Origin of the sequence: Dactylosporangium sp. CA-052675 (assembly GCF_050947935.1) — a bacterium.
Taxonomy (GTDB): Bacteria; Actinomycetota; Actinomycetes; order Mycobacteriales; family Micromonosporaceae; genus Dactylosporangium.
The window spans coordinates 4,149,834-4,170,807 of the sequence record NZ_CP192010.1; the positions used below are offsets into that span (position 1 = coordinate 4,149,834).

Annotated in this window: 24 protein-coding genes; 9 read left to right on the top strand and 15 right to left on the bottom strand. The window is 73.5% G+C overall.

What is annotated here, in order from left to right:
- Positions 1 to 26: 26 nt before the first annotated feature.
- The 5 genes from ACQP1P_RS19055 to ACQP1P_RS19075 form a co-directional block, all read right to left on the bottom strand.
- Entirely contained in the window at positions 27 to 1,091 is a 1,065-nt protein-coding gene (locus ACQP1P_RS19055) for a hypothetical protein (protein ID WP_433088025.1), read from the bottom strand.
- Between the two features lie 177 nt (positions 1,092 to 1,268).
- On the bottom strand, positions 1,269 to 2,102 hold the full coding sequence (locus ACQP1P_RS19060) for an NAD-dependent epimerase/dehydratase family protein (RefSeq protein WP_433088026.1): 834 nt from the start codon (positions 2,100 to 2,102) through the stop codon (positions 1,269 to 1,271).
- 91 nt (positions 2,103 to 2,193) lie between these two features.
- Complete coding sequence (locus ACQP1P_RS19065) at positions 2,194 to 3,492, bottom strand: enolase C-terminal domain-like protein (RefSeq protein WP_433088027.1); 1,299 nt, start codon at positions 3,490 to 3,492, stop codon at positions 2,194 to 2,196.
- Positions 3,493 to 3,690: 198 nt separating this feature from the next.
- Entirely contained in the window at positions 3,691 to 4,044 is a 354-nt protein-coding gene (locus ACQP1P_RS19070) for a hypothetical protein (protein WP_433088028.1), read from the bottom strand.
- Positions 4,045 to 4,266: 222 nt separating this feature from the next.
- Entirely contained in the window at positions 4,267 to 4,764 is a 498-nt protein-coding gene (locus ACQP1P_RS19075; protein ID WP_433088029.1) for an N-acetyltransferase family protein, read from the bottom strand.
- A gap of 35 nt (positions 4,765 to 4,799) precedes the next feature.
- Between ACQP1P_RS19075 and ACQP1P_RS19080 the strand changes: the two genes are divergently transcribed.
- A complete protein-coding gene (locus ACQP1P_RS19080; protein ID WP_433088030.1) occupies positions 4,800 to 5,309 on the top strand; it encodes a YfbM family protein in 510 nt (169 codons plus the stop codon).
- 6 nt (positions 5,310 to 5,315) lie between these two features.
- Here ACQP1P_RS19080 and ACQP1P_RS19085 read toward each other — a convergent pair whose 3' ends face one another.
- Complete coding sequence (locus ACQP1P_RS19085; protein WP_350623702.1) at positions 5,316 to 5,981, bottom strand: response regulator transcription factor; 666 nt, start codon at positions 5,979 to 5,981, stop codon at positions 5,316 to 5,318.
- The gene (locus tag ACQP1P_RS19090; RefSeq protein ID WP_433088031.1) at positions 5,978 to 7,141 is read right to left on the bottom strand and encodes a sensor histidine kinase; all 1,164 of its coding nucleotides are present in this window, start codon (positions 7,139 to 7,141) and stop codon (positions 5,978 to 5,980) included. Before ACQP1P_RS19090 ends, ACQP1P_RS19085 begins: the two co-directional genes overlap by 4 nt.
- A gap of 147 nt (positions 7,142 to 7,288) precedes the next feature.
- Between ACQP1P_RS19090 and ACQP1P_RS19095 the strand changes: the two genes are divergently transcribed.
- Together ACQP1P_RS19095 and ACQP1P_RS19100 are read left to right on the top strand one after the other, a co-directional pair.
- Positions 7,289 to 7,789 (top strand): hypothetical protein, encoded by a 501-nt coding sequence (locus tag ACQP1P_RS19095; protein ID WP_433088032.1) that lies wholly within the window; start codon positions 7,289 to 7,291, stop codon positions 7,787 to 7,789.
- Positions 7,786 to 7,962 carry a hypothetical protein gene (locus ACQP1P_RS19100; RefSeq protein WP_433088033.1) on the top strand — a complete coding sequence of 59 codons (177 nt, stop codon included), beginning with the start codon at positions 7,786 to 7,788 and terminating at the stop codon, positions 7,960 to 7,962. Before ACQP1P_RS19095 ends, ACQP1P_RS19100 begins: the two co-directional genes overlap by 4 nt.
- Here ACQP1P_RS19100 and ACQP1P_RS19105 read toward each other — a convergent pair.
- The 3 genes from ACQP1P_RS19105 to ACQP1P_RS19115 all read right to left on the bottom strand — a co-directional run bounded on the left by ACQP1P_RS19105 (position 7,959) and on the right by ACQP1P_RS19115 (position 10,009).
- Positions 7,959 to 8,336, bottom strand: coding sequence for a hypothetical protein (locus ACQP1P_RS19105; RefSeq protein WP_433088034.1), 378 nt, complete (start codon positions 8,334 to 8,336; stop codon positions 7,959 to 7,961). The genes ACQP1P_RS19100 and ACQP1P_RS19105 overlap by 4 nt on opposite strands.
- A 30-nt stretch (positions 8,337 to 8,366) precedes the next feature.
- Positions 8,367 to 8,795: a GNAT family N-acetyltransferase gene (locus ACQP1P_RS19110; protein WP_433088035.1), complete on the bottom strand. Its 429-nt coding sequence runs from the start codon at positions 8,793 to 8,795 to the stop codon at positions 8,367 to 8,369.
- Positions 8,796 to 9,373: 578 nt separating this feature from the next.
- Positions 9,374 to 10,009 (bottom strand): DUF4142 domain-containing protein, encoded by a 636-nt coding sequence (locus ACQP1P_RS19115; protein WP_433088036.1) that lies wholly within the window; start codon positions 10,007 to 10,009, stop codon positions 9,374 to 9,376.
- 314 nt (positions 10,010 to 10,323) lie between these two features.
- Here ACQP1P_RS19115 and ACQP1P_RS19120 point away from each other — a divergent pair, with 314 nt between their 5' ends.
- The 3 genes from ACQP1P_RS19120 to ACQP1P_RS19130 all read left to right on the top strand — a co-directional run bounded on the left by ACQP1P_RS19120 (position 10,324) and on the right by ACQP1P_RS19130 (position 12,859).
- Positions 10,324 to 10,545, top strand: coding sequence for a hypothetical protein (locus tag ACQP1P_RS19120; protein ID WP_433088037.1), 222 nt, complete (start codon positions 10,324 to 10,326; stop codon positions 10,543 to 10,545).
- Between the two features lie 219 nt (positions 10,546 to 10,764).
- Positions 10,765 to 11,493 (top strand): SPW repeat protein, encoded by a 729-nt coding sequence (locus ACQP1P_RS19125; protein WP_433088038.1) that lies wholly within the window; start codon positions 10,765 to 10,767, stop codon positions 11,491 to 11,493.
- Between the two features lie 208 nt (positions 11,494 to 11,701).
- On the top strand, positions 11,702 to 12,859 hold the full coding sequence (locus tag ACQP1P_RS19130; protein WP_433088039.1) for a glutamate-cysteine ligase family protein: 1,158 nt from the start codon (positions 11,702 to 11,704) through the stop codon (positions 12,857 to 12,859).
- Positions 12,860 to 13,019: 160 nt separating this feature from the next.
- On the opposite strand, the gene ACQP1P_RS19135 is transcribed toward ACQP1P_RS19130, so the two are convergent.
- The 5 genes from ACQP1P_RS19135 to ACQP1P_RS19155 all read right to left on the bottom strand — a co-directional run bounded on the left by ACQP1P_RS19135 (position 13,020) and on the right by ACQP1P_RS19155 (position 17,323).
- Positions 13,020 to 13,208, bottom strand: a complete 189-nt coding sequence (locus tag ACQP1P_RS19135; protein ID WP_433088040.1) for a hypothetical protein — start codon at positions 13,206 to 13,208, stop codon at positions 13,020 to 13,022.
- A gap of 50 nt (positions 13,209 to 13,258) precedes the next feature.
- Positions 13,259 to 13,927, bottom strand: a complete 669-nt coding sequence (locus ACQP1P_RS19140; protein ID WP_433088041.1) for a hypothetical protein — start codon at positions 13,925 to 13,927, stop codon at positions 13,259 to 13,261.
- A 23-nt stretch (positions 13,928 to 13,950) separates the two neighbouring features.
- Complete coding sequence (locus ACQP1P_RS19145; protein ID WP_433088042.1) at positions 13,951 to 14,964, bottom strand: LacI family DNA-binding transcriptional regulator; 1,014 nt, start codon at positions 14,962 to 14,964, stop codon at positions 13,951 to 13,953.
- Positions 14,965 to 15,316: 352 nt separating this feature from the next.
- Positions 15,317 to 16,333 (bottom strand): LacI family DNA-binding transcriptional regulator, encoded by a 1,017-nt coding sequence (locus tag ACQP1P_RS19150; protein ID WP_433088043.1) that lies wholly within the window; start codon positions 16,331 to 16,333, stop codon positions 15,317 to 15,319.
- 33 nt (positions 16,334 to 16,366) lie between these two features.
- Positions 16,367 to 17,323 carry an acetylxylan esterase gene (locus ACQP1P_RS19155; RefSeq protein ID WP_433088044.1) on the bottom strand — a complete coding sequence of 319 codons (957 nt, stop codon included), beginning with the start codon at positions 17,321 to 17,323 and terminating at the stop codon, positions 16,367 to 16,369.
- 211 nt (positions 17,324 to 17,534) lie between these two features.
- Here ACQP1P_RS19155 and ACQP1P_RS19160 point away from each other — a divergent pair, with 211 nt between their 5' ends.
- Genes ACQP1P_RS19160 through ACQP1P_RS19170 form a run of 3 tightly spaced genes read left to right on the top strand, consistent with a single transcriptional unit; the run spans position 17,535 to position 20,974 of the window.
- Complete coding sequence (locus ACQP1P_RS19160; protein ID WP_433088045.1) at positions 17,535 to 18,428, top strand: ABC transporter permease; 894 nt, start codon at positions 17,535 to 17,537, stop codon at positions 18,426 to 18,428.
- Complete coding sequence (locus tag ACQP1P_RS19165; RefSeq protein ID WP_433088046.1) at positions 18,425 to 19,282, top strand: carbohydrate ABC transporter permease; 858 nt, start codon at positions 18,425 to 18,427, stop codon at positions 19,280 to 19,282. Before ACQP1P_RS19160 ends, ACQP1P_RS19165 begins: the two co-directional genes overlap by 4 nt.
- Positions 19,283 to 19,318: 36 nt before the next feature.
- On the top strand, positions 19,319 to 20,974 hold the full coding sequence (locus ACQP1P_RS19170; RefSeq protein WP_433088047.1) for an ABC transporter substrate-binding protein: 1,656 nt from the start codon (positions 19,319 to 19,321) through the stop codon (positions 20,972 to 20,974).

Sequence of the window (20,974 nt, forward strand, 5' to 3'; positions counted from 1 at the left end):
GGTCTTGCTCAGCGCGGCGGTCTGGATCACCGCAGCTCCCCGGCGGCCCGTGTGATCAGGTCCGCGGTGACGAACCCGGCGACCAGGTACGTGCGCCGCCCCGAGCGGGTGACGGCGAGGGTGAGCACCGAGGAGCGCAGCAGATATCCGGTCGCGACGGGTGTACCGCCGGCGTTGCGCAAAGCGTTCATCGTGCGCTCACCGAGGCGGCCGGGCACCGCGACGACGACGAGCCGCGACAGTCCGTCGCCGTACACCGCCAGCGCGCTCAACGGCCCCGGCACCCGGGCGCGCCCGGCGAGGGAGCCCGGCAGGTTCGCCCGGGCGGCCGAGTTCAGCGCCGAGGCGACCTCCGACTGGGTGACGGCGGCGAACCCGCTCGACGCGGCGGCGCGGGGCTGGACGACGTCATCGGCCGGCGGCGCGACGCGCGCGTCCAGGAACCGCGTCGTGAGCGCCCCGCCGACGTCGACCTCGAGGGCCAGCCCCGTGCGTGGATCGGCCCACACGTCGACGGCACCGATGCTGGTCTCCGGGTCCTCCGGCGTCACCCGGATGCCGGCCGCCGCGACGCCCGCGATGCGCCGATCCGCCAGCGGGGTGATCCGGGCCCCGGACCCGGCGTCGCGCAGCAGGCGCAGCGCGAGCTCGGGCGGCACCAGGTCGGACGCCTGCGGCGAGCGGACCGCCGGCTCACCCGCGGTCCCGGTCCACAGGTTGCGGCCGTAGTCCCAGGTGTACACGGCTGACGAGGTGCGGAAATAGTCCTTCTCGCCGGCCGGTTCCAGCACCGCGACCCGCCACGCGTCCGGCCCGGCGTGCCAGACGCGCATGCTGGTCGTACCGCCGAAGAGCGCGGCCGTGTCGGCCAGCTGCGGCAGGTCGGGAAGCACCATGGAGCCGCGGCTCTCGACATACCCCTGATAGGGCCCCTGAGCCGCGGCGATGATCCGGTCCCGCAGCACCGCCGGCTCGACACGCTCGGCCGACACCGGGGCGAACGCGACGACGAGCGGGACGGCGACGAGCACACCGGCGAGCGCCGCGACGACCGCCCACCGCCGCCGCGCCTCGCGCCGGACCACGCTCATTGCGCCAACAGTACGTCGGCCGCCGCCCGCCACCAGGACGATCGGCTCCGCGCCGGCCGCGGCTCACTCGTCGTCCCACGGGCGTTCGTCACGCAGGCGGAAAATCCGACGTGTCGTGCGCCGGCCCGCGGAGGCTCGGCGAGCAGGTCGCGACGCCCGACAGTGGCGCCGGGCGCGTCAGAGCGAGCGGGTAGCGCGGAAGCCCAGGAGCCGCTCGATGGCCCCGGTGTCGATCGGGGTCGCGGTGCCCGGGATCGTGGCGCGCAGCTCGGTCCCCGGGTGGTACCGCGCGATCACCTCCATGGTGGACAGGTCGGACATGGTGTGCGGGGCGGCCAGGAGCACAGGGTGCATGCCGGTCACCGGGCGCGTCAGGGCCAGCCACACCGCCTCGGCCGCGTCGTCCACGTGCAGGTACGACCACGAGTCCGCGGCCATCGTCGACGGGTCGCGTTCGCAGCGCGAAGCCGCGGTGCGCAGCCGGTCCCAGTCCGCCGTGAACGGGAAGCGCAGGGCCACGATGTCCAGGCCGTGGCGGCGGTGCATCATCGCGGCCGTCGCCTCGTCGGCCTGCTTCGACAACGAGTACGCGTCCTCGATCTGCAACGGGGCCCGCTCGTCGATCGGATAGTAGGCCGGATGCAGCTCGCGCTCGGCGAAGCGCAGGCCCATGATCGAGTAGCTGGACGCGATCACGGCGCGGCGCACGCCCGCCCGCGCGCACTCCTCCAGGACGTTGAACGTGGCGCGGGTGTTGCCGGCGAAGACGTCGAGCGGGGGGTCGTTCAGCGGGCTCGGAATGGCGGCCAGGTGTACCACCGCGTCGACGCCGGTGCCGATGGCCGCCCGGACCGTGGCGGGGTCGCCGGCGTCGCCCGTGACCGCGTGCTCCACTGTGGACGGGGGGCGATCGTGCAGTACCAGGGCATGGACCGGCACCTGCTCGGCCGCGAGCCGGGCGCAGACGGCGCGGCCGATGTTGCCGCCCGCGCCGGTCACCAGAACCCTCACGGTGCTTCCAGCGGGCTGTCCGGGCGGCGCACCACGGCCGCGAGGCGGGCGGCGTGGCCGATGTTGCCGCCCGCGCTGGTCACCAGAACCGTCACGGGGCCTCCAGCGCGCCGTCGGGGCGGCGCACCACGGCCGCCCAGCGGTCGAACAGGAACTTGGTCGGCGGGAACTGCGCCGCCTTGCGCTCGTCGAGGTCGACGCCCCAGCCGGGCTCGTCCGACGGCTGCATGTAGCCGCTCACGACGTCCGGGCAGCCGGGGAAGACCTCGTGGGTGGCCTCGTTGTACTCGTGCGACTCCTGGAACCCGAACGCCGGGCTGGAGATGTCGACCGCGAGGTTGGCCGCGACCCCGACCGGCGAGATGTCGGCGGGGGAGTGGAACGCGGTCCGCACGCCGCACAGCTCGGCGAGCGCGGCGAGCTTGCGGGTGGGGGTCAGGCCGCCGATCGCCGACGTGTGCAGGCGGATCAGGTCGACGCCGCCGTCGCGGATCAGCCGCGCCGCGTCCGGCACCGAGCCGACCTGCTCGCCGACGGCCAGCGGCACCGGGGACGCCGCCCGCACCTCCGGCAGCCGGTCGTAGTGCTCCGGCGGGATCACGTCCTCCAGGAACGACAGCCCGAAGGGCTCCAGCGCCCGCGCCAGCACGACCGCCTGCTTCGGGGTGAGCCGGCTGTGCACGTCGTGCATGAGGTTGATCTGGAAGCCGAGGCGCTCGCGGGCGGCCGCGAACAGCGCCGGCGTCCCGCGCAGATACCGCTCCGGGTCCCAGCCGTCCGGGTTCGGCGAGCCCGGGTAGTGCCCGCCGGTGCCGGGCGCCCCGTAGCTGCCGAGGCCGGGCTCGGCGCGCTGGATGCGGATGCAGCGGTAGCCCTGGGCGATGAGCCGCTCGGCCTCGTCGAGGACCTCCCCGGTCGTGTCGCCCGACGCGTGCGTGTAGACCTCCACGCCGCCGCGGACCCGGCCGCCGAGCAACTCGTAGACCGGCACCCCGGCGCGCTTGCCGGCGATGTCCCACAACGCCTGGTCCAGTCCGGAGAGGGCGTTGTTCAGCACCGGGCCGTTGCGCCAGTACGACGAGAAGTGCACCGTCCGCGTGATGTCCTCGATGTCGGCCGGGTGCCGCCCGATCGCGAGGGGCCCCACGTGCTCGGACACGGCCGCGGCGACGGCGGCGTAGCGCTGGGTGAAGGTGGCGCAGCCGAGCCCGTGGAGCCCGGGCTCGCTGGTCTCCACCTTCACCACCACGAGCGGCAGCCCCTCGGGCGCGGTGACGATCGGGCGGACGGCGGTGATGCGCAGCCGGTCGCGGGCCGGCCACGGCGGGCGCGCCTCGGGCAGTCCACCGTCTTCGTCGAGCAGGGCGTTGGGGTCGTGCGTGGCGGTCACCCGCCCAGTCTAGGAGGAAGCAGGCATGCGACGGGTTACCGTTACCGCTGCGGAGATCGAGCGGTTCTGGGAGCCGATCGAGGGCGGGGCGGACCTTTCCGAGCTCCCGCCCGACGAGATCGTGGCCTTCGCGCGGCGACACTCGCAGGTGCTCGACGTGGGGAGGGGCGGCGCCGGCCCGGGCCCGCGGCCGTCGTTTCAGGAGCTGCTCGTGCCGCTGCCGCCGCAGCTGTTGCAGCGCAGCCGGCCGCTGCCGCCGCAGAGGTGGTGGTTGCGCGGCTGCCCGTCCACGTACTCGTAGCCATTGCCGCAGGTGCACGGCACGGTCCCGGTCCCGCCGCACATGCCGCAGTGCCTGGTCTGCGGGGCCGGCCCGCCCATCGCCGGGAAGGTGGGCGCGGGTCCGCCGCCGCCCGTGCCGCCGCCGCCCGTGCCGCCGCCGCCCGTGCCGCCGCGGCGCCCGCGAGCCACGCCGATGGCGATCAGCACCGCGAGCGGGCAGAGGCAGAGCATCGCGCAGCCGAACAACTCGCCGAGTTGCTCCGCGTTCATGGTTCCTCCCGGGCTCGACCGGCGCCTGCACGAGGGCGCGCCCGCCGATGATGGCCGAGCCGCCTCCCGGGGACCATCAACCGCGCGGCGGAGCCCGATTCGGCCGGGGTGGATCGCCCGGCCTCCACCGCTCCGCCAGCGTCGCCACGAGGCGGGCGAGGCCGGCGTGCGGGGCCGGCCGGAAGCGACATCGGATCATCGTGCGGGAGCGCGCCGGGCCGGTCACAGGGGGCGGCGGTAGCGCAGCTCCTGCAGCGGTACGCCGTCGAAGTCCTCGGTCTGGGTCACGCCGTCCGGGTGCCAGCCGGCGGCCTCGTAGAAGCGGCGCGCGCGCTCGTTCGTGGCCAGGACCCACAGCACCGCCTCGGTGCAGCCCGCCGCCCGCAGATGGTCCAGCCCCGCGGCCATCAGGGTGCGGCCGATGCCCCGGCCCCAGGCGCCCGGGCGCACGTAGATGGCCGTGATCCGGCCCGTCGCCGGGTCGGGGTGCACGAGGGTGGAGACGAAGCCGGCCAGCACGCCGGCCTCGTCCACCACGTAGACGGCGGCGGGCGGCGGGAGGTTGCTCAGCCGGTTGTGCCATTCCCGGGCGCGTTCGGCCGGGTCGAGGGCGTCGAGGTGGGCCTGGGGGATCTGGCCGCGGTACGCCTCCCGCCAGGCGTGCACGTGCAGCGCGCCGAGTGCTTCGGCGTCGGTCGAGGCCGCGGGCCTGACGGTCACGGCGTCCTATCATACGGACCCGATAATCTGACGGGATGAGCATGATCGGCAACTACCTGCGCATCACGCCGCTGGAGTTCGATCGCGCGCGCCGGGATCCTGACTGGGCGATGGAGTACGCCGACGAGCTCGAGGACGCCGAGATCGACGAGCCGGACAGCCCCGCCGGGCAGCTCGCCAAGGACCGCCTGCACCGCACCGACAAGTCGTGGGACGCGCTGCGCTGGCTGTTGGAGCGCGCCGCCTGCCCGATCGACGTGGTCCACGGCGAGGACGAGTTCACCGAGGACGACTGGGGCTACGGCCCGGCCTTCCTGCTCACCCCGGAGCGCGTCGCGGAGGCCTCGGCGTTCCTGTCCGCCCTGCCCTACGACCGGCTCATCGACGGCGTGACGGGCGCCGACCTGGACGCGGCCGACGTCTACCCGAAGGCGTGGAGCGAGCCGGACGCCCTCGACCACCTGCGCAAGTACTACGACGACCTGGTGCGGTACTTCGCCGCCGCCACGGCCACCGGCGACGCGATGGTGGTCTGGCTGAGCTGAGCCGGGCTACGGCGTGACGCGCCCGGTGCGGTAGGCGTACCCGACCAGCGCCGCCCGGTCCCGGCACCCGGTCTTGGCCAGCAGGTGGTTCACGTGCGTCTTCACCGTGGCCTCGGAGACGTACAGCCGCGCCGCGATCTCCGCGTTGGAGTGCCCGCCGGCGATCTCGACCAGCACCTCGGCCTCCCGCGCGGTCAGGCGGTCGTCCGGGGCGGCCGGCTCCTCGGCGACCCCCAGCGGCGCGCCCGCGGCCAGCGCCTGCAGCAGCCGCAGCTGCACCGACGGGTCCAGCTGCGCCTGGCCGCCCGCCACCGTGGTGATCGCCTGCTGGATCTCCTCGGCCCCGGCGTCCTTGGTGAGGAAGCCGCGCGCGCCGGCCTGCAGGGCGCGGAACACCCAGTCGTCGTCGGAGTACGTGGTCAGCACCACGACCCGGGCCCGGGAGCCGTGCTCGGCCAGCCGCCGCGTCGCCTCCACGCCGTCGGTGCCCGGCATGCTCAGGTCCATCAGCACCACGTCGGGGTCGCCGGCGAGGGCCTGCCGCACGGCGTCGGCCCCGTCGACCGCGGTGCCGACGACCTCGATCCCGTCGAGCAGGCCGAGCAGCATCGCCAGCCCGTCGCGGACCACCTTCTGGTCGTCGGCGATGAGCACGCGGACGGCGCCGGTCATGTGCGGTCCTCCAGAGCTATGGGCAGCACGAGGGTTACCCGCCAGCCGTCATCGGTCGGGCCGGCGTCGAGGCGGCCGCCGCCGAGGGCCGCCCGTTCGGCGAGGCCGGCGAGGCCGTAGCCGCCGGACGGCAGCCCGGCCGCGACCCGGTCCCCGCCGGCGTCGGTGACCTCCGCGGTCACCTCGGTCTCGGCCCAGGTGAGGGCGACGGTGGCGGTGGCGTTGTCCCCGGCGTGCTTGCCCGCGTTGGTGAGGGCCTCCTGCACGGTGCGGTACACCGCCAGCCCGGCCTCGCTCGGCAGGGGGCGCGGGTCGCCGTGCACCCGCAGCGCCACCGGCAGCCCGCCCAGCCGCGCCTGCTCGACCAGCGCCGGCACCTGGGCCGGGCCGGGCAGCGCCTCCCCGCGCAGGGTCGCGACCGCGCGCCGCGCGTTGACCATGCCGTCGCGGGCCAGGCGCTGGGCGTTGGTGACCTGGTCGGCGAGGCGCGGGTCGGCGCCGGTGCGCTCGGCCAGCAACCGCGCCCCTTCCAGCTGCACCGCGAGCCCGGACAGGGTGTGGGCGAGCACGTCGTGCAGCTCCCGGGCGAGCCGGCCGCGCTCGGCGAGCACGGCGGCCTCCTCGCGGGCCTCGCGGGTGGCCGCTTCCTGCTCGAGCAGGGCCCGGGAGTGGTCGTGCGCCTCGCGGGAGACGCCCGCGAAGGCCGCCGCGAGGTAGAGGAACCCGGCCCCGGCGGCGAGGCTCAGGACCGCGGCGACCCCGTTGGCGGCGGTGCGTGCCTCGGCCCAGCCGGCCGCGGCGACGACGATCGCGGCCGCGGCGAGGGACGGGCGGCGGGGGATGCCGAAGCCGAGGCCGGTCATCGCCATGTAGGCGAGCACGACCCCCGGGCCGGACGGGTGCAGCACGTCGAGGGCCGCCCCGGCCAGCCCGGTGCCGACGAGCGCGGCGACCAGCACCGGGACCGCGGCGACGCGGCGGGACAGGCACAGGCCCCAGAGGGCCAGCCCGGTCACGGTGAGCGCGATGACGGCGGTGGATGCGGCGGTACCGTCCGGCAGCCCCGCGGCCACGGTGGCGATCGCGACCGCGGCGGCCGTCGCCCAGCCGCCGAGGAGCACCAGCCTGTGCAGTCGCGTGGCCGCGGCCGTCGGATTCATGCCCACCAGGCTAGACATCCGGCTCGGGCCCGCGTCTCAACCCACGGGTGGAGATCGGCGCGGGCCGGGATCCACTCCAGCGGCGATGGCTCGCGGCCGCCGCGCCCATAGCGTTCCGGGGCATCCGATCCCCTTGGAGGCGTCCCGATGAGCACCACCCAATATCTGCTCAACGCCGGCCTGCTGGCGTTCGTGCTGTGGTCGAACCTCGGCACCCGGGCCGTGACCCGGGCCCGGTTCGCGCTGCCGCTGCTGCTGGTCGCGGTGGCGGCCTGGTTCTTCCTGCACGACCTGCCGACCCTCGGCAACGACCTGCGGCTCGAGCTCGCCGGGGCCGGGGCGGGCGCGGTGCTCGGCCTGGCCGCGGCCGCGCTGATCCGGGTCGGGCGGGACGCGGAGGGGCGCCTGGTGATGCGGGCCGGGGCCGCGTACGCGGCGCTGTGGATCGCGGTCATCGGCGGCCGGGTGCTGTTCGCGTACGGCGCCGAGCACTGGTTCTCGGCCGCGATCGGCCGCTTCTCGATGACCCACGAGATCTCCGGTGCCGCCGCCTGGACGGCCGCGTTCGTGCTGATGGCCCTCGTGATGGTCGTCGTGCGCGTCGCCGCCTCGGCCGCGCTGGCGCTGCGGGCCCGGCGGGCGGCATGACCTCGCCCCGCACGGCCGCGATCGGCCTCGGCCTGGCCGACATCGCCGTCACCACCCTGGGCGCGCTCGCCGTGACCGCCCTGTTCCCGTCCGCCTCGGCGTGGACCGCCCGCCTGATCGTGGTCCTGGTTCCAGACCGCCGGGCAGCGACGCCGGGGACGCCGATCGGCTAACGCACACCCCGGCCGCGGCCGCAGTACTCGCGCGCGGCCGGGGTGTTCAGCAGCACCAGCAGCGTCACCGGCCAAGTCGCCACGTACAGCGCCCGCCCCAGTCCGACGTCGGGGTCGAACGAGCGCACCGCGACGTACACGATGATGAGGGCGTGCACGACGTTCGCCGCGTGGCGGGCCCAGCGCTGCCCCAGCCGCAGCCCGAACGCCGCGACGGCCTCGAGCACGGCCACGGCGAGGTACACCATGGTCGGGGCCGGGCCCCACTGCTCCAGCGAGAACAGCGACTGGATCACGTTGGTCACGGCCGACACGCCGAGCACCACCGACGCCGTGAACACCGTCGCGGGCGGCCTGAGCTGCGCGTCGTCCACCCGACCGAGACTAGATCAACACGGTTGCGCTCACCGGGAATCCAGCCGCTTGACCCAGCGCCGCCACTCCGGCTCGGACGCGTAGCCCGCGGCCGCCCAGGCGTGGTGGGCGAGCGCGTTGTCCCGCAGCACCATCGCGTCGGCCCGGTGCCCGCCGAAGGCCCGGAAGCGCTCCTCGGCGGCGTCGAGCAGCAGGCGCCCGATGCCCTGGCGGCGCCGCGCGGGGTGGACGGCGAAGCGGTACAGGTGGCAGCGCCAGCCGTCGAAGCCCGCGATGAGCGAGCCGACGATCGTGTCGCCGTCCACCGCGAGCCGCAGGGCCTCGGGGTCGCGGGCGATGAGCGCGGCGACCGCGGCGCTGTCGTCGCCGACGCGGTTGGTGTCCTCGGCGGCGACCTTCCAGAACGCGAGGACGGCGGGGATGTCGGCGGCCTCGGCCGGGCGCAGTGTGACCGTCATGCCGCACCACGATCCATCGTCAGCCCCGCCACGGTGCGCCCCGGCCGCGCAGATGCTCCAGCAGCGCCGAAGCGGCCGGGGTCAGCTCGTGATCCACACCGGCAGTCTGCCACGGCCCGCCCCCGGCCGGGACCCGGACCGGCCCCGCGCGGCGTCCGGGTCGAACACGCCAGAGCCGCTCGGCGCCCGGCCCCGTGGATCACCGCGGCAGGCGCCCAGCGGCGCCGGTGGAACCGCCAGGGCCGTTCGAACCGCGGATCGCCTCGAAGGACGTGCCCGGCCGCAATGGTGGGCCGACCCGTCCACCGTGCCGGCGTCGCCGGCACAGGGTCGCCCCGGCGTCCTCGGTGCCCGGGTCGGCCGCGGGCCGAGGCGTACCGACCTCGCTGACGGGGGTCCACTACCGCGCCGTGGCGGCCCGGAACCGGCGGCCCGTGCCGGCGGGGTGCCCGGCTCCTGCGGCCTGGCTGCACCACGCCGGCGCGCGCTCCGGCCCGTCCGGGCTCGTGCTCGCCGCGTTCGCCTCGGCCTGCCGGCCGGGCCTGCGCCGCGGTGAACCCGGGCCGCGCCGTGCGCGGTCACGAAGGCGTGGCCGCCGGTGCCGAGCAGTCGAGGTTGCCGAGGTTCTTGCTCGCCATCTGCAGATGCTGGCGCAGGACCGGCAGCTGGGCGGCGGCGAACTGGCGAACCTGGGCGTTGTCGGCGTGCGCCGCCTCCTGCTCGAACACGTGCACGTCCGTTCCGTGCAGGGCGTAGATGGCGGGGGCGTAGGAGCAGTCGAACGCACCCCCGCGCACGCTCGTCCAGATGGCGGCGAGGTTGCGCTGATCGGTGTTCGGGGCGGACGACAGGCCGACGCCGAGCGAATGGTCGAGCGCCTGCAGCTGCTGCAGCTCCTCGCCGTGGTCGGTGACCATCCGCCGGCCGAACGACTGCACCGCCGCGCTCGCGGCCCGGTTGGCGGCGAGCCGCCCGCTGGCCACCTCGAACTGGGCTCCCTGCGCGGCCTGGGTCAAAAACGCCCGGTCCGCGGTGCTGACCTCGGTGCCGGTCGGCGTCTGCCCGCCGGGCGTGGCCTGGCCGGTCGGTGAGGGACCCGGTGGTGGTGGCCCGCCGCCCGGCGCCGGGGTGGCCGCGCCGTACGCCGTGACGGGCAAGGCGGTCGCCGTCGCGCACACGGCCGCGGCGACGCTGATGGCGAATCGTGCTCGCATGACTTCCTCCGGGGGCAGTGGAGTGCCGCTGAAGGCCCACGACTACCCGCCCGGCGGGTTCCTCACCGGCTTCCCGGCCGCGATGTCGCCGACGCGCGGGCGCGGGCCGCCTGGATGCGACGGCGGCCTCGCACGCCGCGACGGGCAGGACCGACCCGCGATGTCGCCGACGCGCGGGCGCGGGCCGCCCGGACGCGACCGGCCGCCTCGCACTTCGCGACGGGAAGGACGCGCCGCGGATCGCGTGCCCGACTCGAGCCGCGGATCGCGTGCCAGACTTGAACCGTAGCGACACCGCGGCACGAGGAGGTGCCATGGCCGTCCATGAGCCGGTGACCTCGCCGGACCAGCGCAAGCCGGGACATCCACGCGCCGCCCGGCTCGGCGCGGTCGTCGTCGCGGTCATGCTGATCGCCCTGGTGTTCGGCAACGACCAGGAGGACAACATCGCCACGATCTGGCTGGCGGCCGGCGCGGGTCTGCTGCTGACCGTCGTGATCCTCGACTGGGTGCTGCGCCGCGAGGGACTGCGCTGATCCGGGACCGGCGCGCCGGCGACGACCGGCACCGGGCGATGAGCGATGCGTCGCCGGTCGCCGGGGCGCCGGAGACCGGCCACTTCCGTCCCGCATCCCGTCCGTGAGAACCCCCGCATCCCGTCCGCCACAAAGTGGTCGATCGGGCCGGCATTGGGTAGGCGGGATCAGGTAGGCGAACGAACAGAGGAAGGCAGCAACGAACCAAGGAGGTGTGTCGTGGTCCAGACTTCGCAATATCAGGACCTCGCCGGACACCCGGACATCGCCGAGATGCAACAGCGCTATGAGCGGCTCGGCTCCAGCGGGCAGGCGGTCGTCATCGATGGCCTGGTGTTGCTTGCCGGTGCCTGGCTGGCGATCTCGCCGTGGGTGGTGGGCTTCAGCGCCAGCGCGCCGAGCCTGACCGTCAACGACCTGATTCTCGGCATCGCGATCGGCGTGATCGCCCTGGGGCTGACGATGGCGCCGGGGCGGATGTATCGGTTGAGCTGGGCTATGACGGCGATCGGCGTGTGGGTCGTCATTTCGCCGTGGATCGTGCAGCGAGGGGCCACGGGGCCGACCATCGGCACGATCGTGTCGAACGTGGCGGCCGGAGCCGTGACGGTGCTGCTTGGCCTCGGCGCCGTCGGCATGCTGATGTCGGCCCACCGTCAGACCGGATTCAACCGGGGTGCGGGGCGGCGCGGCCAGCAGGAGCGTGGCGGCTACGACCGGGGCGGCTACGACCGCGGCGGCTATGACCGTGGCGGCTACGACCGCGGCGGCGACCGGCCCGCCGGCGACCGGCCCGGGTACGACCGGCCCGGCTTCGACCGTGCCACCAACGAACGGCCCGGCTACGACCGGCTCGGCACGGAGCAGCGGCCCGGCTTCGACCAGCAGGGCATCGAGCGCAACGTGTCCGACACCGACCGGCCGGGAGCGGAACGCCGGCCCCGCTGACGATCGGCGCGGCGCCGTGGTGCGCTGCGGCGGTCATCCGACGACAGGAGCCCGTCCACTGCCTACAGACGGGCTCCGTCGTGGCCTGCAGCCCCCGAGCACTGACGGGCGGGCGCGGGACCTGGAAGGGGCCGCCCACCGGAATGCCGCCCGACACTGAGCGTGGTCGTCGATATACAGAAGGTTCGGCCGGGCGTAGCATTCGACCATGAACAACTCCGGCGAGATCGCGCAGATCGAGGACGCGGAGGGCTACATCGCGTCGATCTGCTTCAAGACGGGTCCGCCCCTGTCCGTCGGCGTCGAGATCGAGCAGCTCGTGCACGACGCCGATCATCCGCACCGGCCGCTCACCGCCGCGGCGCTCACCGCGGTCGTCGGCGGTCACGAGCCCGGCGACGGCGGGCGGGTCACGCTCGGGCCGGGCGGCCAGGTGACCCTCGCGGCGTGGCCCCAGGCCGGCCTCCAGCGGCTGCACGAGACCGTCCACGCCGAGGTCGACCGGCTCGACCTGCTCATCACGCGGGGCGGTCTGCGCCTCGCCGGGCTGGGCATCGATCCGCACCGGGCACCCCGGCGGGTGCTCGCCTCGCGGCGGCAGCGGGCCATGGCCGCCGCCTTCGCCCGGCGCAGCGGCGACGGGCGCATCCTGATGTACAGCACCGCCGGGCTGCGCCCCCTGCTCCCGGCCGGGCCGCCCGGCGAGCTCGCGGCGCGCTGGGCCGCCGTGCACGAGCTCGAGCTGGCGCTGCTCGCGCTGTTCGCCAACTCCCCGGTGCACGCCGGCCGCGACACCGGCTGGGCGTCCACCCGCATGCGCGCCTGGCAGGGCCTGGCCCGCGCCGGCGCCCGCCCGACCGGCCCCGACCCGGCCGCGGCCTGGGCCGACTACGCGCTGCGGGCCCCGCTGCTCTACGCGCGCGGCCCCGGCGCCCGCTGGAGCGTGCCCGACGGGATCACGTTCGCGGACTGGATCGGCGGCGCGCTGCCCCGCCGGCCGACCTACGACGACCTCGACGAGCACCTCGGCACGCTCTATCCGCCGGTGCGCCCCCGCGGGCACCTCGAGGTGCGCTACCTCGACGCGCAGCCCGGCGGGGACTGGTTCGCGCCGGTCGCGTTGCTCTCGGCGCTGCTGGGCGACCCGGCCACGGTCGACGCCGCCCGCGGGCTGGCGGCGCCGGTCGCCGATCGCTGGGTCGAGGCCGCCCGCTACGGGCTGACCGACGCCGCGATCGCCGCGGCCGTCCCGCCGCTGGTCGACCTGGCCCTGGGCGCGCTCGACCGCGGCGGGCTGCCGGGGTCGCTGCTCGAGGAGGTCTCGGGCGCGGTCCAGAGCCGGTTCCGTCGTGCCCATATGCTATAAATTCGATAGGAGACATCGGCTGATTGCGGGGTCGTGATGGCGGTCGCGGCCCTGCTCTTCACCGGCGCCCTGGTCGCGCTCGGCCTGCGCCACGAGCTCGGGTTCTGGGTGCTCGCCGGGCTGGCGATCGGGTGGCAGCTGCTGCTGGTCGAGCGGGCGCTCAGCCGGTCGCGGCGCGGTGATGCCGGAAGTCCGCCTCCGCCTGATGCGTGATGCGGTGCAGGGTGCGGTCCGGCGACAGCTCGGCCCACACGGGCGCCTCGGGCGGGGTGTCGACCCCGAAGCCGACGAGCTGATGGGCGAGCCGCACGACCCGGTTCACCACGAGTGTCATGGCCTGTCGTCTCATGCCAAAAGCATACTTCTCCGATAGGTTTAAGTCGAGGTGGTGGGCGGGCCTCAGGCGGGCTTTTGCTCGGTGATGCCGGGCCGGAGGTTGGCCGACGCGACGGCCTTGCCGTTGGGGCTGTAGACGGTGATCCGCGGGTACTGCGCGGCGGGCAGCGGCGACGTCTTGCCCTCGAAGGCGACGCTGGACGGCGCCGGCTTGCCGTGCCGCTGCAGCCAGAAGACGACGACGGGGGCCTGGGCCGGCGCGGAGCCGGCCGGCGTGTCCGTCCAGCGCGCGAAGGTGGCATCGGTACTGGTGCCGTCGGCCTGGCTGGTGATCCGGGAGACGGCACCCTTGTAGGCGCCGTACTCGATCAGCGAGCCGTCGGCGGCGACGCACTGGCGCAGGCCGAAGAACGGGTTCTGGTCGTCCGAGCCGGTGCCGCCCGTGCACAGGCCCTCGCCGTTCGGGTCGACCTTGCCGGTCGCGGTGTCGCGCACGGCCGCGTCGAGCTGGGGGCGATTGCCGAGCACCAGGATGTACAGCACCAGCTCCTTGCCGTTGACGGTGATGCCCGTCGGCATCGTGTTGCCGGCGACCTTGGCGCTGGGGCCGATGTCGATCGGGATCGACGTGGGGGTGACCGGCCCGCCCGGATGGGACCCGTTCGTCGCCTTCGCGCAGGCGGCCGGGGCGAACAGGAGCGGGACGAGCAGGAGCGGCAGGCTACGACGCATATCGACCAGACGCCGTGGCAAGGTCAGATGGTTGGCGGGGCGGTGCTGCCGCGCACGACGAGCTCGGTGGCCAGCTCGACCCGTTCCGGCTCGACGGCCTCGCCGAGGGCGAGCTGGAGCACCATCCGGGCCGCGGTGGCGCCCATCTCCGCGAACGGCTGGCGGACGGTGGTCATCGGCGGGCCGCACCAGCGGGTCACCTCGATGTCGTCGAAGCCCACGACGCTCAGGTCCGCGGGGATGCGCAGCCCGAGCCGGCGCGCGGCCTCGTAGACCCCGAGGGCCTGCAGGTCGTCGCCGCACACGATCGCGGTCGGCCGGTCGGCCCGGGCGAGCAGGTCGTGGCCCAGCTCGATGCCGTCCTCGAAGGTGAACCGCCCGTGCCGGACCAGCTCGGGGCCCAGGGGGCACCCGGCGGCCTCGAGCGCGCCGCGGGACGCCTCGAGCCGGGCCCGCGCGCACAGGTACTCCATCGGCCCCGTGACGACCGCGATCCGCCGGTGCCCGAGATCGAGCAGGTGCCGGGTCGCGGCCACCCCGCCGCTCCAGTTCGTCGCGCCCACGGACGGGATGGTGTGCGTCGGCTCGCCGGTCGGGTCGAGCACCACCATCGGCACCCCGCTGGCGATGAGCTGCTCGTACTGGCGCATCCGGTACGCGGAGTTCACGGCGATGACCCCGGTGGGGCGGCGTGCGAGGAGCCGGTCGGCGGGGCGGCGGCCGCCGGGCACCGGGCCCTGCAGGTCGGTGAAGCCGACGGCCAGGCCGCGCTCGCGGACGGTCTGCTCGACGCCGCGCAGGATCTCCATCGCCAGGTGGCTCTCGAGGCCGAAGAAGGCGACCTCGATGTTCGGGGTGGTCGCGGCGGCGTCGGCGCGGCGGTACCCGTGCTCGCGCAGCAGCGCCTCGACCCGGTCGCGGGTCTCGGGTGCGATGCCGGCCCGCCCGTTGAGCACCTTGGACACGGTGGGGACGGAGACCCCCGCCAGCTGCGCGATGGCGGCCACGGTGACCTCGCCCCGGCGGCGCGCGCTCATGCCGTCACCTCCGCTTCGCTCCGGCGCCGGCCTGCGGGAAGGCTGTGCTGCTGATGAGCGGCCACTCCGCTTCGCTGCGTACCGCTCATGCCGTCACCTCCGCTTCGCTCCGGCGCCGGCCTGCGGGAAGGCTGTGCTGCTGATGAGCGGCCACTCCGCTTCGCTGCGTACCGCTCATGCCGTCACCTCCGCTTCGCTCCGGCGCCGGCCTGCGGGAAGGCTGTGCTGCTGATGAGCGGCCACTCCGCTTCGCTGCGTACCGCTCATGCCGTCACCTCCGCTTCGCTCCGGCGCCGGCCTGCGGGAAGGCTGTGCTGCTGATGAGCGGCCACTCCGCTTCGCTGCGTACCGCTCATGCGAGCGGCGCCGTACTGCCGCGGATGACCAGCGGGGTGGCGAGCTCCAGCCGGGACGCGTCGAGGCGTCCGCCGGCGGCGAGGGTGAGCAGCATCCGGGTCGCCAGGGCGGCCATCTCCGTCAGCGGCTGCCGCACGGTGGTCAGCGGCGGGATCGCCCAGCGGGCCTGCTCGAGGTCGTCGAAGCCGACGACGGACAGGTCGTCGGGGACCCGCCGGCCGCGCTCGTAGAGGGCCTCGTAGGCGCCGCGGGCCATCTCGTCCGAGCACGCGAAGATGGCCGTCGGCGGCTTCGGCAGGTCGAGCAGGGCGAGGGTCTCGCGGTGCCCGGTCGGGCTGGTGAAGTCGCCGATGCGGATGAAGCCGGGCGGGATCTGCAGGCCGGCCGCGTGCATCGCGGCCCGGTAGCCGTCGATGCGGGCCTGGGAGCACAGCACGTCCTCGGGGCCGCCGATGACGGCGATGCGGCGGTGGCCGAGGCCGATCAGGTGCTCGGTCGCGGTCAGGGCGCCGGTCCAGTTCGTGGCGCCGACGGACGGTACCGCCGGATCGGGCTGCCCCACGGGGTCGATGACGACGACCGGGATGCCGAGCCCGGACAGCTGCTCGAGCTGCTGCGCGGACAGCTCCGACAGGACCAGCAGCACCCCGTCGGAGCGGCGCGCGGCGAGGCCGTCGAGCCAGCGGCGGTCCGGCTCGGTGCGCACCCGCCCGTGCACGGCGGAGACGACGACGCCGGTCCCGGCCCGGTGCGCGGTCTCCTCGACGCCGGCGAGGATCTGCATCGACCACGAGTTGCCCAGGTCGACGAAGACGACGTCGATGAGCCCGGCCGCGGTGGACGGCTGGGCGCGCCGGGGCTTGTAGCTGTGCCGGCGCAGCAGTTCCTCCACCCGGTCCCGGGTCGCCGGGGCGACGTCCCGCCGCCCGTTGAGGACCTTCGAGACCGTGGGCACGGAGACGCCCGCCTCGGCGGCGATCTCCGCCATCGTGGCCCGTTGGTGCTGCGGCATCCGGTGTCCCTTCACGTGTGCGGCCCGCAGAGTCTACGTCGAAACTTTCGCGAGCCACCGCACCTGCCGGGCCGTGTGCAGTGCCTCGCCGCCCTCGTGGCCGTTGAACTCGTACACGTGCATGGTCCGGTCCGCGCCCCCGTAGCGGTTGTAGGCCGCGAACGCGGTGCTGGGCGGGCACACGGTGTCGCGCAGGCCGACGCCGAAGTGGGCCGGGGCGGTGGCCCGGCGCGCGAAGTGCACGCCGTCCACGTAGGACAGGGTGCGGCGCACCCGCTCGTGGGCCTCGCGGTGCACGGCGAGGTACTGCGTGATCTCGCCGTACGGGGCCGCGTCGGTGAGGGCCAGGGCCCGCTCGATGTGGCACAGGAACGGCGCCGAGGCGAGCACCGCGTGCAGGTCCGCCACCAGCCCGGCGACGGCGAGGGCGAGCCCGCCGCCCTGGCTGTTGCCGGCCGCCGCGACCCGGGCGGGGTCGACGCCGGGCAGCGTGCGCACGGCGCCGACGGCGCGGACGGCGTCGACGATGAGCCGGCGGTAGTAGTACTCCGCCGGGTCGAGGATGCCCCGCGTGGTGGGCCGGTGCCCGCCCGCGGTGCCGCGGTGCGGGTCGGGGGTGCCGCCGCCGTTGCCCCACTGGTCGCCCTGCCCGCGCACGTCCATGAGCAGGTGCGCGTAGCCGGCCGCGGGCCAGGTGAGCCGCTCGCCGGGCAGTCCGCGGCCGCGGCCGTAGCCGGGGAACTCCACGACCGCCGGCAGGTCTTCGGTGGCGCCCGCGGGCCGGGTGTACCAGGCCCTGATGGGCGCGCCGCCGAACCCTTCGAACTCGACATCCCAGACGTCGACGAGCGTGAGCCCGGTGTCCCAGGGCCGGGCGCTGAGCACGGTGCCGCCCCCGGCCGACGCCCAGAACGCGTCGAAGTCGGGCGGCTCGGGCACGTCGGGTGCGTAGTGCTCCAGTTCCGCCAGTGGCAGATCGAACGCGGGCATGTCGGGGCCTCCGATAACCTCCGAAAGTTTCCGATCGCCGGACGGTCGGCGCCGCGCGTCATGGTAGCGCTACCAGCCCGCCGGCAACAGATCGGCGTTTGCAAGTGTTTGCAGCTCAAGAGGTCACCAGCGGGTCCCTTGACACCATCCATCGAAAAATCTACATTACGCGTTGCCTGACGACTGGTTTCCGAAACTTTCGGGAGGACGCGTGATCCGAGCCCTGCGCCGGGACTGGCAGCTGTACTCCCTCGCCGTCGTCCCGCTCGCGTTCTTCGTGATCTTCCGGTACCTGCCCATGGCCGGCAACGTGATCGCCTTCCGCCGCTACAAGCCCGGCGGCGACCTCTTCGGCGAGCGGTGGGTGGGCCTGCACTACTTCGAGATGTTCTGGGACGACCCCACGTTCTGGCACGTCTTCACGAACACGCTCATCATCGGCGCGCTGACCCTCGCGTTCACGTTCCCGCTGCCGATCGTGCTCGCGCTGCTGCTCAACGAGGTCCGCACCCGCTGGCTCAAGCGGCTGGTGCAGACCGTCTCCTACCTGCCGCACTTCATGTCCATCGTGGTCGTGGCCGGCCTGGTCTTCCAGCTGCTGGCGCTCGACGGCGCGGTGAACGCGGGCATCCGGGCGATCGGCGGGTCCCCGATCGCGTTCCTGCAGGAGCCGGGCTGGTTCCGCGGCATCTACGTCTCCTCGGAGATCTGGCAGACGGTCGGCTGGGGCACGATTTTGTACCTCGCCGCGCTCACCACGATCGACCAGGAGCTGTACGAGGCCGCCCGCATCGACGGCGCGGGCCGGTGGCGCCAGACCTGGCACGTCACCCTGCCCGGCATCCGGCCCACGATGATGACGCTGCTCATCCTCAACGTGGGCACGTTCATGGCGGTCGGGTTCGAGAAGATCCTGCTGCTGTACAACCCGCTGACGTTCCCGACCGCCGACGTCATCTCCACCTACCTGTACCGCGTCGGCGTCGTCTCGGGCAGCTTCAGCTACGCCGCGGCCATCGGGCTCTTCGAGTCCGTCATCGGGCTGGTCCTGGTGCTCACGACCAATGCCATCTCCCGGCGCACGGTCGGGGCGAGCCTGTGGTGAGCCGGCGCGCCTTCGGGGTCGTCAACGCGATCGTGCTCACGGCGGTCGTGGTGCTCACGCTGTACCCGTTCGTCAACGTCGTCGCCCGCTCCTTCAGCAGCGAGCAGTACATCCAGGCCGGCCAGGTCAACCTGTGGCCCCGCGGGTTCAACACGACCACCTACCGGCGCGTCCTCGGCGACCCGGTGTTCTGGACCGGCTACGGCAACACCGTGCTCTACACCGTCGTGGCCACCGCGATCTCGATGGTGCTGACCACCACCTACGCGTACGTGCTGTCGAAGCGGCACCTCAAGGGCCGCCCGGTGCTCGTCGGCATCGCGGTCTTCACGATGTTCTTCAACGGCGGCCTCATCCCCAACTACGTGCTGGTCAGCTCGCTCGGCCTGCGCAACTCCCTGTGGGCGATCGTGCTGCCCAACGCCATCAGCGTGTTCAACCTGCTGGTGATGAAGGCGTTCTTCGAGGCCATGCCGGCCGAGCTGGAGGAGGCCGGCGCCGTCGACGGGCTCGGCACCTACGGCACCCTGTGGCACATCGTGCTGCCGCTGTCCAAGGCCGTGGTCGCCACGATGACGCTGTTCTACGCGGTGTCGTTCTGGAACTCGTGGTTCTCGGCGTTTCTGTACCTCGACGACGCCGACCTGTTCCCCGTCACGATCTACCTGCGCAACCTCATCGCCGGGGCGACCGGCGGCACGGACATCAGCGCGCCCAGCGACATGACGCTGCAGATCGCGGCCAACATCCAGGCCGTGACGATCGTGCTCACCGCGCTGCCGATCGTCATGGTCTACCCGTTCATCCAGCGCTACTTCGTCACCGGGGTCACCCTCGGCGCGGTCAAGGGCTGACGCGCCGCCCCGTTCGAGAAGGACCGAGGAGTCCACATGAAGGTTTCCAGACGGGCCGTGCTCGGCGCCGCCGGCGCCGCCGCGTTCGCCACCCTCGCCGGCTGCTCGGGCGACGACGGCGACGACACCGGCGACGGCAAGGCCCAGGACTACAGCGCCAACCGCGAGGGGGCGATGGACGGCTACGCGGCCGGCACCCAGTTCACCGCGAAGTCCCCGCTGACCTTCTCCATCATGATGCTCAGCAACGCCGCCTACCCGTACAAGGAGAACTGGACGTTCTTCCAGGAGCTCACCAAGCGCACCGGGGTGACGTTGCAGTCGACGGTCGTGCCGGGCAGCGACTACAACCAGAAGCGCAGCGTCGTGGTCGCCTCCGGGGACGCGCCCATGATCATTCCCAAGACGTACCACCCCGACGAGGAGGCGTACATCGCCAGCGGGGCGATCCTGCCCGTCAGCGACCACCTCGACCTGATGCCGAACTTCAAGGAGCAGGTCGCGAAGTGGAAGCTGGAGCCGGACCTCGACGGCTTCCGGCAGGAGGACGGCAAGTTCTACCTGCTGCCCGGCCTGCACGAGGACGCCTGGCAGGACTACTCGCTGGCCGTCCGCACCGACATCCTGCAGCAGCTCGGGCTGCAGATCCCCAAGACGTGGGACGACCTGCACGCCGTGCTCAAGGCCATGAAACAGGCCTACCCGGATTCGTACCCGCTGTCGGACCGCTGGAGCACCCCGCCCCAGCCCGGCGGCAACAACCTGCTGAACCTCGTCGGCATGTCCTACGGGGCCCTGGCCGGCTGGGGCTTCCAGCACACCACCTGGGACGACGGGGCCAAGAAGTTCGTGTACTCGGGCGCCACCGAGCAGTACAAGGCGATGATCCAGTATCTGAACACCCTGGTGGCGGAGAAGCTCGTCGACCCGGAGAGCTTCACCCAGCCCGACGACCAGGCCAAGCAGAAGTTCGCCAGCGGCAAGTCGTTCGTGATGAGCTGCAACGCGCAGACGCTCGTCAACGAGATCCGGCCCAGCATCAAGAACATCCCCGGCGCCACGGTGCTGAAGATCCCGGTCCCGACCGGCCCGATGGGCGAGACCATCTACGTGTCCCGCCTCGAGTGCGGCGTGATGCTGTCGGCCAAGGTCCGGCAGAGCAAGAACTTCGTCGCGCTCATGCAGTTCCTGGACTGGCTGTTCTACTCCCCGCAGGGCAAGATGTTCGCCAAGTGGGGCATCGAGGGCACCACCTACACCGGCAGCGTCGAGGACGGCACGTTCAAGCTCGCGCCCGACGTGAACTGGGGCGGGCTCAACCCCGCCGGCACCAAGAACCTCCAGGTCGAGTACGGCTTCTCCAACGGCGTCTTCGCCTACGGCGGCTCCACGAAGCTGCTCAACTCCCAGTTCCCCAAGGAGGAGCTGGCCTTCCAGGAGGTCATGAACAAGCGCAAGAACCGGCCCCAGCCGCCCCCGCGGCCGCTCAACGCCGAGGAGCGCGAGCAGGCCACGCTGTGGGAGACCGCGCTGAAGGACACCGTCTACCAGCAGACCCTCAAGTTCGTCCTCGGCACCCGGCCGCTGTCGGAGTGGAGCGCCTACGTCGGCGAGCTCAAGGGCAAGAACATGGACAAGTACGTCGACATGGTCAACGGCGCCTACGAGCGCTACAAGAAGGCGCACGGCTGA

Excerpts from the sequence above, each read along its gene's own strand:
- ACQP1P_RS19055 (WP_433088025.1), bottom strand. The coding sequence starts at position 1,091 with ATGAGCGTGGTCCGGCGCGAGGCGCGGCGGCGGTGGGCGGTCGTCGCG.
- ACQP1P_RS19120 (WP_433088037.1), top strand. The coding sequence starts at position 10,324 with ATGGCCGTCCATGAGCCGGTGACCTCGCCGGACCAGCGCAAGCCGGGA.
- ACQP1P_RS19070 (WP_433088028.1), bottom strand. The coding sequence starts at position 4,044 with ATGAACGCGGAGCAACTCGGCGAGTTGTTCGGCTGCGCGATGCTCTGC.
- ACQP1P_RS19095 (WP_433088032.1), top strand. The coding sequence starts at position 7,289 with ATGAGCACCACCCAATATCTGCTCAACGCCGGCCTGCTGGCGTTCGTG.
- ACQP1P_RS19150 (WP_433088043.1), bottom strand. The coding sequence starts at position 16,333 with ATGCCGCAGCACCAACGGGCCACGATGGCGGAGATCGCCGCCGAGGCG.
- ACQP1P_RS19135 (WP_433088040.1), bottom strand. The coding sequence starts at position 13,208 with ATGAGACGACAGGCCATGACACTCGTGGTGAACCGGGTCGTGCGGCTC.
- ACQP1P_RS19085 (WP_350623702.1), bottom strand. The coding sequence starts at position 5,981 with ATGACCGGCGCCGTCCGCGTGCTCATCGCCGACGACCAGAAGGTGGTC.
- ACQP1P_RS19080 (WP_433088030.1), top strand. The coding sequence starts at position 4,800 with ATGAGCATGATCGGCAACTACCTGCGCATCACGCCGCTGGAGTTCGAT.
- ACQP1P_RS19100 (WP_433088033.1), top strand. The coding sequence starts at position 7,786 with ATGACCTCGCCCCGCACGGCCGCGATCGGCCTCGGCCTGGCCGACATC.
- ACQP1P_RS19155 (WP_433088044.1), bottom strand. The coding sequence starts at position 17,323 with ATGCCCGCGTTCGATCTGCCACTGGCGGAACTGGAGCACTACGCACCC.
- ACQP1P_RS19170 (WP_433088047.1), top strand. The coding sequence starts at position 19,319 with ATGAAGGTTTCCAGACGGGCCGTGCTCGGCGCCGCCGGCGCCGCCGCG.
- ACQP1P_RS19090 (WP_433088031.1), bottom strand. The coding sequence starts at position 7,141 with ATGAATCCGACGGCCGCGGCCACGCGACTGCACAGGCTGGTGCTCCTC.
- ACQP1P_RS19115 (WP_433088036.1), bottom strand. The coding sequence starts at position 10,009 with ATGCGAGCACGATTCGCCATCAGCGTCGCCGCGGCCGTGTGCGCGACG.
- ACQP1P_RS19110 (WP_433088035.1), bottom strand. The coding sequence starts at position 8,795 with ATGACGGTCACACTGCGCCCGGCCGAGGCCGCCGACATCCCCGCCGTC.
- ACQP1P_RS19145 (WP_433088042.1), bottom strand. The coding sequence starts at position 14,964 with ATGAGCGCGCGCCGCCGGGGCGAGGTCACCGTGGCCGCCATCGCGCAG.
- ACQP1P_RS19130 (WP_433088039.1), top strand. The coding sequence starts at position 11,702 with ATGAACAACTCCGGCGAGATCGCGCAGATCGAGGACGCGGAGGGCTAC.
- ACQP1P_RS19140 (WP_433088041.1), bottom strand. The coding sequence starts at position 13,927 with ATGCGTCGTAGCCTGCCGCTCCTGCTCGTCCCGCTCCTGTTCGCCCCG.